General features: G+C 37.5%; 14 protein-coding genes. 1 reads left to right on the plus strand and 13 read right to left on the minus strand.

Annotated elements, in window-relative coordinates; translation table 11 throughout:
* Nucleotides 1-165 precede the first annotated feature (165 nt).
* The 4 genes from BMY85_RS14815 to BMY85_RS14830 all read right to left on the minus strand — a co-directional run bounded on the left by BMY85_RS14815 (nucleotide 166) and on the right by BMY85_RS14830 (nucleotide 4239).
* The gene (locus BMY85_RS14815) at nucleotides 166-1278 is read right to left on the minus strand and encodes an ABC transporter ATP-binding protein (RefSeq protein ID WP_092479124.1); all 1113 of its coding nucleotides are present in this window, start codon (nucleotides 1276-1278) and stop codon (nucleotides 166-168) included.
* A 189-nt stretch (nucleotides 1279-1467) separates the two neighbouring features.
* Nucleotides 1468-2352: a YitT family protein gene (locus BMY85_RS14820; RefSeq protein ID WP_092479126.1), complete on the minus strand. Its 885-nt coding sequence runs from the start codon at nucleotides 2350-2352 to the stop codon at nucleotides 1468-1470.
* A 6-nt stretch (nucleotides 2353-2358) separates the two neighbouring features.
* Nucleotides 2359-3099 (minus strand): WecB/TagA/CpsF family glycosyltransferase, encoded by a 741-nt coding sequence (locus tag BMY85_RS14825; RefSeq protein WP_177180816.1) that lies wholly within the window; start codon nucleotides 3097-3099, stop codon nucleotides 2359-2361.
* A gap of 39 nt (nucleotides 3100-3138) precedes the next feature.
* Entirely contained in the window at nucleotides 3139-4239 is a 1101-nt protein-coding gene (locus BMY85_RS14830; protein WP_092479130.1) for a LytR C-terminal domain-containing protein, read from the minus strand.
* Between the two features lie 215 nt (nucleotides 4240-4454).
* Here BMY85_RS14830 and ymfI point away from each other — a divergent pair, with 215 nt between their 5' ends.
* A complete protein-coding gene (gene ymfI, locus BMY85_RS14835; protein ID WP_092479132.1) occupies nucleotides 4455-5183 on the plus strand; it encodes an elongation factor P 5-aminopentanone reductase in 729 nt (242 codons plus the stop codon).
* Nucleotides 5184-5226: 43 nt separating this feature from the next.
* On the opposite strand, the gene BMY85_RS14840 is transcribed toward ymfI, so the two are convergent.
* From BMY85_RS14840 to BMY85_RS14880, 9 genes are all read right to left on the minus strand, one after another.
* The gene (locus BMY85_RS14840) at nucleotides 5227-6414 is read right to left on the minus strand and encodes a pyridoxal phosphate-dependent aminotransferase (protein ID WP_092479146.1); all 1188 of its coding nucleotides are present in this window, start codon (nucleotides 6412-6414) and stop codon (nucleotides 5227-5229) included.
* Nucleotides 6415-6562: 148 nt separating this feature from the next.
* On the minus strand, nucleotides 6563-6823 hold the full coding sequence (locus tag BMY85_RS14845) for a hypothetical protein (RefSeq protein ID WP_092479134.1): 261 nt from the start codon (nucleotides 6821-6823) through the stop codon (nucleotides 6563-6565).
* Between the two features lie 398 nt (nucleotides 6824-7221).
* Nucleotides 7222-7950, minus strand: a complete 729-nt coding sequence (locus BMY85_RS14850) for a LytR/AlgR family response regulator transcription factor (RefSeq protein ID WP_092479136.1) — start codon at nucleotides 7948-7950, stop codon at nucleotides 7222-7224.
* Between the two features lie 138 nt (nucleotides 7951-8088).
* Complete coding sequence (locus BMY85_RS14855) at nucleotides 8089-8676, minus strand: thiamine phosphate synthase (protein WP_092479138.1); 588 nt, start codon at nucleotides 8674-8676, stop codon at nucleotides 8089-8091.
* Nucleotides 8669-9853 carry a 2-iminoacetate synthase ThiH gene (gene thiH, locus BMY85_RS14860; protein ID WP_330387317.1) on the minus strand — a complete coding sequence of 395 codons (1185 nt, stop codon included), beginning with the start codon at nucleotides 9851-9853 and terminating at the stop codon, nucleotides 8669-8671. Before thiH ends, BMY85_RS14855 begins: the two co-directional genes overlap by 8 nt.
* A gap of 10 nt (nucleotides 9854-9863) precedes the next feature.
* Entirely contained in the window at nucleotides 9864-10631 is a 768-nt protein-coding gene (locus BMY85_RS14865; RefSeq protein ID WP_092479140.1) for a thiazole synthase, read from the minus strand.
* Nucleotides 10628-11446: a sulfur carrier protein ThiS adenylyltransferase ThiF gene (thiF, locus tag BMY85_RS14870; RefSeq protein ID WP_092479142.1), complete on the minus strand. Its 819-nt coding sequence runs from the start codon at nucleotides 11444-11446 to the stop codon at nucleotides 10628-10630. Before thiF ends, BMY85_RS14865 begins: the two co-directional genes overlap by 4 nt.
* Before the next feature lies 1 nt (nucleotide 11447).
* On the minus strand, nucleotides 11448-11645 hold the full coding sequence (gene thiS, locus BMY85_RS14875; protein WP_092479144.1) for a sulfur carrier protein ThiS: 198 nt from the start codon (nucleotides 11643-11645) through the stop codon (nucleotides 11448-11450).
* A 550-nt stretch (nucleotides 11646-12195) separates the two neighbouring features.
* A partial coding sequence (locus BMY85_RS14880; protein WP_143066407.1) for an IS66 family transposase occupies nucleotides 12196-12519 on the minus strand: 324 nt, incomplete at its 5' end.

Genomic DNA, 12519 nt, shown 5'->3' on the forward strand with positions numbered 1-12519 from the left:
TCCACCCGCATAGCAGGTGGTTTATTCGTTTCTCAAAGTTCCATTTTTCCGTTGGGAAAAACTCCACAATGAGAAACAGGGCCATGCCCTAACAAAAAAGCACTTGCAGAACTAACATTCTGCAAGTGCCAGATATTCAGCTTAATATGTATTTGTTCCTAAATACTAGTTACAAATAATCTTTTCCGTTTCCTTATCAAATACATGAATCTTAGACAAATCAAATGCAAGTTTGATTGTATCACCAGGACGAGCTGTTGTACGAGGATTAACACGTACGGTTAATTCAAACTGATCAATTGAGAAGTACAGGAATACTTCTGCACCAAGCATTTCGTATACTTTGATAGTTGCTTCTATAACGCCACCTGGAGTAGAGTTAATGAAAATTTCTTCATCCTTAATATCTTCTGGACGAATACCCATAACAACTGTTTTGTTTTCATATCCTTTTTCAAGAAGAATCTTTGCTTTGTTCTCAGGTAACTTAATAGAATGAGAACCAAACATTAACATTACGTCTGAACCAGATTTCACAACTTTTGATTCGATAAAGTTCATCTGAGGTGAACCAATAAATCCAGCTACGAATAAGTTCTTTGGTCTCTGATATAAATCAATAGGAGCATCTACCTGCTGTACAACACCGTCTTTCATAACAACGATTCTTGTACCCAGTGTAAGAGCCTCTGTCTGGTCATGTGTTACGTAAATGATAGTAGTTTCAAGTCTCTGATGTAATTTGGAAATCTCAATACGCATCTGAACACGTAATTTGGCATCCAGGTTTGATAAAGGTTCATCCATAAGGAATACTTTAGGATTACGAACGATTGCACGGCCCATAGCAACACGCTGTCTCTGACCACCTGATAAAGCCTTTGGTTTTCTATCTAATAAATGTTCAATATCAAGGATTTTTGCTGCTTCATGAACTAATTTATCAATCTGATCCTTTGGTGTTTTTCTTAATTTAAGACCGAAAGCCATATTATCATAAACAGACATATGAGGATACAAAGCATAGTTCTGGAATACCATCGCAATATCCCTGTCTTTTGGTTCTACATCATTAACCATTTTATCGCCAATCCATAACTCACCTGAAGTGATTTCTTCCAAACCGGCAATCATACGAAGTGTTGTGGATTTTCCACAACCTGAAGGTCCTACAAAGATGATGAATTCTTTATCTGCGATCTCTAAATTAAAATCATGTACTGCTACAAATCCATTCGGATAAGTTTTATTAATATTCTTCAATGATAAGCTTGCCATTATTGCTTTCCTCCCTAAAAAAGTTATACGGTATTAAGATATACCTCACTGATAAGCATATGATACACTATTTGTCCTTGTAAAACCATATCCCATTTCCACAAATTACTTTTTTGGGTTTTGTATATTTTGTATACTAAAATTTATTTTTAACGAATCCACCATCTTTTGCCTAAAGAAACCCCTTATTTAATAGTCAATTTCAATAAAACCCTCTCCTAATACCTCCCTTGCATCAGAAATAATAAGAAAACTTTCTGGTGCAATGTCAGCAACACATTCCTTTAACTTTACAATTTGTTTGTTAGATACTACACACATAACCATCTGTTTCGCTTCTTTGCTATATCCCCCCTGTGCCTCAATAATGGTTACCCCTCGGTCAATGACCTCAAGAATGTGTCTGGCTATTTTTTCAGGTTCATCTGAAATGATGTATGCCAGCTTGGCAAACTTCATTCCTTCTAACATATTATCTAAAATCTTTGTAGAAACATATACCGCAATAACTGCATAAAGTGCACTGTTAATTCCAAAAATAAAAGCTCCAAGCACAATTATCGTACTGTCCACAACTAATAACATATTTGCTACTGAGTAATACGGGAAGAAATAATTCAGAATTGCACCTAATAAATCCGTTCCTCCTGTGGAACCTCCATTACGGAATACGAGGCCAAGTCCCGCTCCTGTCAGAATCCCTCCTGCTAATGCTGCTAACAGGCTATCCTGATGTATAATGTCATAACTTGGAAGAATGTATAACGCTAGTGTAAATATAACGGTAGCAAACAATGTCTTCCGTACAAAATCTTTTCCTTTTACTTTTAATGCAGCCAAAAACAAGGGAATATTTACAATGGCGGTGGTCAGCCAGACTGGCACGCCACCTGGCACTACCGGTTCTGTCACCCTTTTCACAACAATTGCAAGGCCGGACACGCCGCCTACAACCATGTTCATTGGCTCATAAATCAAATTAACCCCTGCCGCCATTATAAATGTTCCCAGTGTAATAATCAGTAACCTCTTCCATTTCCTGTTCTGTCTCCATTTTCCGTCTTTCCTGTTCAATTTCAGCTACTCACCTTTTTTATTTTTATAATGTTCCACTTTTTGTTTAAATATTCTGTTTTGCCACAGTTTTTTCAGTTTGATAATCCCGTGGCGAATGTACGTGTTATACACGCCTTCTAATCTTAATTTGCGAAATACGAATGGTGCTTCTTTGTATTCTTCTAACATTTTCTTAATGATTCCACCAATTCCAATACAAAGCTTTGCATTGATTTTTGCACAGTTTTCAACAATCCAGTTCTCCTGTTCTGGTGAATTCATAAATACAGTCAGAATGTCTGGATTGGCACCATTTATTTCATTTACAACCAGTTCCATATTGATCTCTTCTGTTACACAATAAGCCCCTAGTATCTGGATTCCTGGGAAAAATTCTTTACACAGTCTGATAAACTGTTTCATCTCTCCTTCCTCTACTCCCACCAGATACATTGTTTTGTTCTCATTTTTTATTCCATTCATCATCTGATACATGCAACGGTAATTTGTCACGATTCCAGTTTCTCTAAGTGCATCTACATGAAATTCCGTAAGCATTGCCTCTTCCCCTGGAATTAACATATGTGCTCTGGATAATGTCTCTTTGTACGTTTCATTTTCCATAGCATCATATACCATAGAAGTAGATAGGATAAATATTAAATTGAGATAGTCATTGGTTAAATACTCTCCGATTCTTCTAGTAAATGAGTCAGTGCTGATTAAATCAACGTCCAGTCCCATTATGTTTACTTTCGCTTCCATTATAGTCATTCCTTTACAACATTGCCTGTAGTTCCATTCTTAAGACGCAGACTCTGATTTTCCTAGTACAATCTGTATGTCTACTCCATTTGGCATATTCTCAACTTTTTCAATTACGGCTTTTTTAAAATAAGCAATTAAATCCTTTCCAAGACCTTCTTGTGTTACTTGGATAATAGTCTCTTGTACATCACTGCTTGTATAATTTCCAATCCCATTGATGGTATATCCTTCTGATTCGAGTTTCTTCTGGACATTGCCTGCAAGTCCATTAATCCCACTTCCATTATATATCATAATGTTTTTGTCTAATGATACCTTTTGTGCCTGTCCTAGCAGTCCTTTGATTTCTTCTGCTGCGTAATTGTCCTCCATTGCTTTCCAGATAGCATCTGCTTTCTCTTTGTCAATAGAATAACTATCACTGTCACTTTCTCCTGGTATGAGATTATAAATGACATCTTCCCAGACTACTTTTGATAACGCTGGAGTATATGTCAGTCTTTTCTCTAAGGAAAGGTTTGATTTCACATTCCTGCAGAAATTTCTCATATAAGAATCTATTTCCTGTTCATTATAATTCTTAACCGTTCCCAATACATCATCTGTCAACGTTAAATAACCATCCTGTTCTACGAATACATCGTCAAAAACTTCCGATGGCACTATCGTATAATAACTGATATCCAAGCCTAGGGCATCGTCAATTAATGCAGCTCCAAAGTCATAGTAACCTGCTGGATTTACATATTCTTTTATGCTGTCGAATGATATAATCTGAGGAATATCTTTATTTTTCTTAAAAAGTTCCATATATAACCGCTGAGACATAGAAAGCTTTGCATTCATAGGAATAGTCATATACATCAGGCAGTCTGTCTTTGTATTAAACACTTCCAGAACTACGTGCTCTAATTCTTTATTTGCCTCATTTAAGCTAAACAATAACTGAAAGGAGATAGAATCCAGTTTCCCTTCACGTTCCATATGGATTTTCCTGCCGGCTGCATGCCCGCCATTCTTCTCTAAATACAGTCCCGTCACTTTATAACTTGCCAAAAATATAGCTGTTAGTGCAAACACACTAAAAAATGCTTTTGCTAAATCCCTTAAAAATATTTTTCCCGATTTTTTTTTCATTTACTTATCCTATCCCTATAAATCATTTTCCTAAAAATTCTAACTAACTTATATAGTATAACAGATACCTTATGGAATATCAACTTTTTCTAATTTTGCCTAGCACTGAAAAAAACATGTATTTCCGAAGAACAGCCAAATAAAAAAGCATGCTTTCCCCTTGTTCTCCCCCCTGGCTTTCCATTATAATACTTGGTAAGACAGGAGTGAAACATATGAAACAGACCGTATTTATTACTGGTTCTTCTCGGGGAATTGGCAAAGCATGTGCACTATTTTTTGCACAACAAGGCTGGAACGTTGTAATTAATTGCAAAAACAGCATAGAGGCTATGAAAGAAGTACAGAAAGAAATTCTTGCTATGGGTGTGTCCTGCTTAGCTTTACAGGGAGACGTAGGGGATTATGAAACTGTAACAGGATTTTATAATCAGATCCAAAAACACTTTGGCTTGCTAGATGTGCTGATTAACAACGCTGGGATATCAAAAATCGGCTTATTTCAGGACATGAAACCCACTGAATGGAATGAGATGATACAGACAAATCTTTCTTCCGTATACAACTGCAGTTCTATGGCAATCCCCCTTATGCTTTCCAATGGACATGGAAAAATCATTAATATTTCCTCAGTCTGGGGTGTGGCAGGAGCCTCATGTGAAGTAGCCTATTCCACCACGAAAGGTGGCATTAATGCCTTTACAAAGGCTTTAGGAAAGGAACTGGCACCAAGCAATATACAAGTAAATGCGATTGCATGTGGATGTATTGATACAGAAATGAATCAGTTTTTAGATCTGGAAGAACGGGAGGCCTTAATAGAAGAAATTCCCGCCTGCCGTATGGGAAAGGCCAAGGAAGTTGCCGAATTGGCTTATTCTATTGCCACTGGCCACAACTACCTGACAAGTCAAGTAATTCAACTGGATGGTGGCTGGATTTAAAAATACAAAAACGGGATGCCCCATAATGGCATCCCAATTTTGATTATTTCTTATATTCCTCTGCTAAAGCTTTAAATGCAGGTAATGAATTTTCAATCTGTTCTGTAGTTACACAGTATGCAATTCTTACATAACCTTTCGTGCCAAAATCATCTCCTGGCACTAATAAAAGTTCATGTTTTTTCGCCTTTTCGCAAAATGCCGCTGCATCTTTTTCTAATGCCTGTACAAACAGGTAAAACGCACCATCTGGCTTAACGCAATAGTAACCCATATCCGTTAAGCTATTGTAAAGCAAATCTCTGTTCTTTTTGTAAATACTAATATCTGCTGTCTTGTCAATACATCTTGCTATTACTTGCTGGAACAAACTGCTTGCACACACATATCCTAATGCTCTGCCTGCACCACAAACAGCTGCATAAATTTCTCTGTTCTTTTCCATTTTATTAGAAACTACTATGTATCCAATACGCTCTCCTGGAAGGGAAAGGGATTTACTATAAGAATAACATACAAAGGTATTGTCATAGTAATTGATTAAGTATGGTACTTTAATATCATCATAAACAAGTTCACGATAAGGTTCGTCAGAGAATAAATAAATAGGATGACCGTATTCTTCTGATTTTTCCTTTAGCAATGCACTTAACTTAATGATGCTTTCTTCTGTAAAAATAACTCCTGACGGGTTGTTAGGACTGTTGATAATAACTGCCTTTGTCTTAGGATTCATGGCTTTTTCGAAGTTTTCAAAGTCAATCTGGAATGTCTTCTGATTGGACTGTACTTCTACTAAAGTTCCTCCCATAGCTTCTACAAATACCCGGTATTCTGGAAAATACGGTGTAAAAGTGATAAATTCATCTCCAGGAATACAAATTGCTTTAAAACCTACACATAAAGAAGCTGCTGCCCCCATTGTCATATATATATCATCTGCTCCAATTGCTGTCTGGTATTTCCCATTTACATAGTCTGCTATAGTCTTACGAACGTTAAAATCACCTTGGGCAGATGTGTAACCGTGTAAAAGAATTGGATCTTGTGTTTTTAACAGCTCAACTATTGTCTCATTTACACACGCTGGAGCTGGAACACTTGGATTTCCTAAACTAAAATCAAATACTTTATCGGCACCGATTTCTGCTTTACGCTTTTTTCCATATTCAAAGATCTCTCGAATAACAGATCTCTTACTTCCCAATTCATACATTTTTTCTGAAATCATAATCAGACTCCTTTCAATCTGTTTCTTATTATTGTATGCCAATTCCCTTTTTGTGGCAAGACAAATCAAAAAAAGAGACCTCCTATACAGAAAGCCTCTCCCTTTATTCTCTTTTCATATGTATAAATACGATTTGTCAGCTACTACCTTATACCCTAAGGTGTCTTTTGTAAATTCCATCTTTTGCATGCTCTGTCTTTTGTAAATGTCCTCTTTTGTGCCTGCTGTCTTTTGTAATTATCCTCTTTTGTGTCCGCTGTCTTTTGCATAAACTTTCTTTTGTAATATCCATCTTTTGTATGCTCTGTCTTTCATAAGCCAGATTCTTTGTGTCTGCTAAGTCATTCGCCTGCTCTGCTGTAAGTTCCGTTCTTTTCTTACAGTCCATCTTTCTTTCGTACGATACCATTCATACGATTCCTATTTTATCTTCTGCTTTCTTTCTTAGGCTGTTTGCCTAACAGCCTTTTTTCATCTTACGTATATACGAGTGAGGGATACCCGCTTTTCTTTCGTATGTTTGTGTAATATAGTTGTGTGAACTATCAGTTATAAAACAAGAACTACTTAATCCGACATCTGGTTTCATTTTAGGGGGGAATGATTCAAACATCTTACTTACTGGATTAAGTTTTATTATTCCTGTCCTATTGGATGATTTTATTATACTGGCTTCTGCATTATGTTACAACACAGATTACACATATAATCAACATTATTACAAAAATGCATTTTGATTACGATTTTTCAGTTTTCATCCTGCACGAAAAGTCATTTTTCCTTCATTTATGCAGTACACATCCTTATTTATAACTCATTTTCGTTCTTTTTTTTGTATGCTGCCTGTACCTCTTTTACTTTACGGGCGGGTATGTTAAACGACTCTCCTGTGGTAATGGTAATAGTCTGATTCGTAATTTCGGTTATATAATTACGGTTAACAAGCGTTCCTTTGTTTACTTGCAGAAACAGATTGGAAAACTTCTCCTGCAGATTCTTAATAGAATCATATACAACAAATGTCTGCTTATCTGTTACAACATTAACCGTATGGCCCGACTTTTCAACATATAAAATATTCTTTTCTTTTAGAAGCTGCTTCGTTCCATTTGCAACAAACTCAATATTATGATTATTTTTAATTGCATTGATTCCTCTCAGCTGAACAAGTGCCCTGGTAAACAGCTTTTCAAATTTCTTCTCATCTATTGGCTTGGTTATATACCCAAATGCAGCTAAATTGTAAGCATCCAGTGCATACTCCTCATGGCTTGTTACAAATATTATGATAGCCAGAGGGCTGTTTCTAATAATATTTCTGGCCAGCTCAATTCCCTCTTCCCCTCTTTGGAAATCAATATCCAGCAGAGCAATATCAATCGGCATTGTCTGATACAGTTTCTTTAAATCATCACTGATTTCCTGAAATGTAAAGCATTCCGCCTTTATCTTGCTCTTTCTGACAAAATCATTTACATAAGCTTTATTAATATCCAGACTCAATTTGCTGTCATCACAGATAAGTATATTTATCATAAAATAGTCCCCTTCACACAATCACTTTCACTGATAATATTACCATAATGTTACTAATCATTCAATATCTTGTTCTTTACAACAAATTGTTTTTCTTTCTCTTATATTTCAGCTGAATGTTAAACTATGCAGCTTATGCTATGAAAAATCTTTATAACTTGCTAATACTTCTCTGCTCCCTTTCATTGCACCAGACATTATGCAGCAGCCTGCACAGCCAGTCTGCTTTACTTTCTCTATATTACCTGAATGAATTCCCCCTATTGCATATACAGGAATAGAAACAGCATCTGCTACCTCCTGCAAAAATGTGAGGCCTCTTGGCGCTAACCCTTTTTTACAGTCTGTCCGGAAAATATGCCCTGCCACCAGATAAGAAGCCCCTGACTTTTCTGCCTCTTTGGCTTCTTCTGCAGAATGCACGGAAACCCCAGTCCGAAACTCCTTACAAAACTCCTTTTGCTTAAGAAAACTTGGAAACGACATATGTATTGCATACTGCCCTAACTCTTTTGCTACATCAATATGAGAATGTAGAATGCAAGGCACAGAAAATTCTTTTAAGCATTCCAAAACCTTTAATGCCAGCTCTTTATATTCCTGTGGCGGTAAATCCTTTTCTCTTAAAATGATTCCTGATATACCTGCCTCACCTAACCGCTTTACTTGTTCCATGAAATCCACTTCGCAAAGCTTACGATTTGTAACTGCAATCACTTTAAACATAGATATAATCACTCATTACCGGCTGTAATCCCTTCTTTAATATTGCCTCATAAACCTCTTCTACAGTTCTTCCGTCAGAAATTTCGAACTGCTCATCTCCTTTTTCCTCTCCACTATGCCCTCCTATGCCAACGGATACTCCTGCAGAGATTTTTGTCGCTGCAATGTCAATAATATTGTCACGGAAACGGGCACATTCTCTTGTAGAAATAGTAATACTGGAAAATGGCATAAAAATCCGGTATGCTGACACTACTTGAACCAGCTGTCTTTCATGTACATCCTTTGGATTAATTTTATCATTATTGATAATAGGACGTAATCTTGGGCAGGAAAATGCAATTTCCGCATGTGGGTATTTTCTTTGAATGAGGTATGCATGGATACCAGTTGCAAATGCATCCTTACGAAAATCATCCAATCCTAATAAGGCCGCAAACCCTACTCCTCGCATTCCACCTTTTAAAGCTCTCTCTTGTGCATTGAGACGATAAGGAAATACTCGTTTATGGCCTTCTAAATGCAAGGTCTCGTATTTATCTAAATTGTAAGTTTCCTGAAAAACAGTTACATAATCCGCCCCACATTCATGAAGATAAGCGTAGTCTTCCGTATTCATTGGATAGACTTCTAAACCAATTACTTTAAAATACTTTCTGGCTATTTTACATGCTTCTCCTATGTATGTTACGTCTGACATCTTCTTGCTTTCTCCAGTTAGAATCAAGATTTCCTGAAGACCAGATTCTGCGATTGTTCTCATTTCCTCCTCTATTTCTTTTGCATTTAATCTTGCACGATTGATCTGGTTGTGGCAGTTAAATCCACAGTAGATGCAGTAGTTTTCACAATAATTTGCAATATATAAAGGGGTAAACATATAAATCGAATTGCCAAAATGTTTCTCTTTTTCCAGCTTTGCTTTCTGTGCCATTTCTTCTATGTAAGGAGCTGCTGCTGGAGATAACAATGCTGCAAAGTCTTCAGGCGAACAGATATTGGCTGTTAAAGCCCTTTTTACATCTGCTTGTGTATACTTAGTATAATCGTACTGCTTCATTTTCTGAATCACAGCCTGTTCAATATCAGAATCCAGCACCTCCATGTCAGGGAAGTATCTCATAGGATCTGTTTTTCCTTCTGCTCCCATATTAAGTTCCTTCATTTCACTTAACATTTTGCTCCTCCTAATCCTGTATAAATCCTGTTAATGGTGAAGATGCCTGTGCTCCTTTTTCAAGGACACGTCCCAAACCTGCCAGATATGCACTTCGTCCTGCCTCAATTGCCTTTTTAAATGCTTCCGCCATTGCTGGTATGTTTCCTGCTGTTGCAATAGCCGTATTTGCCATTACTGCCGCTGCTCCCATTTCCATTGCTTCGCATGCTTGAGATGGAGAACCGATTCCTGCATCTACAATGATTGGAAGCTCTATTTCATCTATGAGAATCTGAATAAATTCTTTTGTGCACAATCCTTTATTGGTTCCAATTGGAGCTGCTAGAGGCATAATTGCCGCTGCTCCTGCATTTTGCAAATCTCTTGCCACATTTAAATCTGGATACATATAAGGAAGGACTACGAATCCTTCTTTTGCAAGAATTTCAGTCGCTTTGATGGTTTCCTGATTGTCTGGAAGCAGATACTTGGAATCCCGGATAACTTCTATTTTAACAAACTCTCCACAGCCTACCTCTCTGGAAAGTCTTGCAATACGGACCGCTTCTTCTGCATTTCTCGCACCGGATGTATTGGGAAGAAGAGTAATTCCTTTTGGTATGTAATCTAAAATATTCGCTGTGCCTCCTTGATTGGCACGGCGAAGTGCAAGGGTAATAATCTGTGCTCCTGCGTGTTCTACTGCTGCTTCTATTAAATCCAATGAGTATTTGCCAGATCCTAAAATAAATCTGGAGTCAAACTGGTGTCCGCCTAAAACTAATTTATCATTCATTGTATTTTCCTCTCTTCTATTAAAATTTCTAAAACTTTATTGGCCTGATGTCCTGCACAGACAGATACCCTAGGCGCCATTAATCCATTTCCTGGCTCTGCTTTTGTTATTCCATCTCCACACATATAAAAATGACTGGTAATTTTTCTTGTCTGAATGCTGTTGCTGTCCCCATATCCAGCCATTCCAGATGCTGCTACCATAAACTTTTCCGGAAAATGCTCTAGTATTCCGTTTACTAACATAGCTTTTGCTTCTGGTTTATCAAAACACTCGCAAATAATTTCATCTTGCAAGAACAGTATTTTTATGTTATTATCGTCTACCCGTATGTTATCTGTTCTAACGTGAACATAGGGATTGATTTCCTGTATTTCCTGCTTTAGTGCTTCGGTCTTTGGCATGCCAAGGTGTTTTATCTTGTATTGCTGGCGGTTTAAGTTACTTGGCTCCACTTCATCAAAATCAATCAGATGCAGATAACCAACGCCAGTTCGGGCAAGGGAAATAGCAACATTAGATCCTAGTCCCCCAAGCCCCGCAATGGCAACATGGGACTGTTTCACTTTTTCGTGTACTTTAGGCGTATGCCTTGCACACATCATAGATTCCAGCACATCCACAGAAGGCATTTCTCCTTTTTGGATAAAAGTCACTTCTATTCCGTCCCTTAGTGGATAATTCTCTTCAGATTGAAATCCATCCACAATGGTGATGATTTTTTTGGTGTGTTCTCCACATAAGAACTGGGTTTTCAAATCATTTATGTGGGTAAAGTCTGTGGAAATGGTTTTACCATTTAGTTTTATGTACATATCAGCCGCCTCCTACGAAGGTTACAATTTCCAGAACGTCGTTTTCGTTTAGTATTGATGTAGCATATTGGCTTTTGGGAATGATTTCACCGTTTTTTTCTACGGCAATTCTGGCTGTGTCGTAATGGAGGGCAGTTAAGAGTTCCTGAATGGATTTTTGTTCGTAATTTGTCTGGTTTTCTCCGTTTACTCGTATCATGGGCTGGTGACTCCTTTCCTTTATAATGTATAATGTGAAATTTTAAGGTAGAAACAAAGTCTGAGTTCCTCAGACTCTCGCGACTGGAATGTACTCGAAGGAACTCAGACTTTGCCGCGCCAGATGGGTATCGCTGTCTTTTAGCGACTATCTTCCTTACCCATCTGTGCGCAGCCTGTGCCCTTCTTTTTTAGGGCACTTTTTATTTGATAGGGAAGGACTCGCAGAGGACTTTCCTATCAAATAAAAAAACGCAGTTCGCTCATGAAGTTTACACCCGTGGTGGTGTACCCCTTCATGAACGAACTGCGTTCAATCTATGAGATATAGTAACATGAATTGTTTGTAATGTCAAATAGATATGAAATATATTTTATGTTTCCTTTATAACCTTAGTCGAGGGTGTAACTATTTTTGTGTCTAGTAATTCAAGAACATCATCTTAGTAACATTCAGATAGGTACGTTTGCCTTGTCGAATTATGCTGTTATCTTGTAAACGTCAACTCAACTACGCATTTTCAAAAGCCATCATCCCCAGTATAATGAACTCATTGGCTGGATGATGGCTTTTGATTTTTACAGCATTCTGGTATCTTCTCTGACCACGGCAACAGGTCTTCGGTCTGTAAGTCCCAAGACATCTGTATCTGTTCAAATACATACTCCAGATAAGATAACGGTTTCAGATCATTTGCTATGGCAGTCTGAATTACACTATAAATTAAGGAAGATGCCGATGCTCCGTTCGGAGTATTGGCAAACAGCCAGTTCTTCCGACCAATCACAAAAGGCTTGACAGACTGCTCTGCCAGGTTGTTGCTTAACTGAATACGCCCATCCTTTAGAAAGCTTGACAGATATTCTTTCTGATT

The sequence above is a fragment of the [Clostridium] polysaccharolyticum genome (assembly GCF_900111595.1).
GTDB classification, from domain to species: Bacteria; Bacillota; Clostridia; order Lachnospirales; family Lachnospiraceae; genus Clostridium_AI; species Clostridium_AI polysaccharolyticum.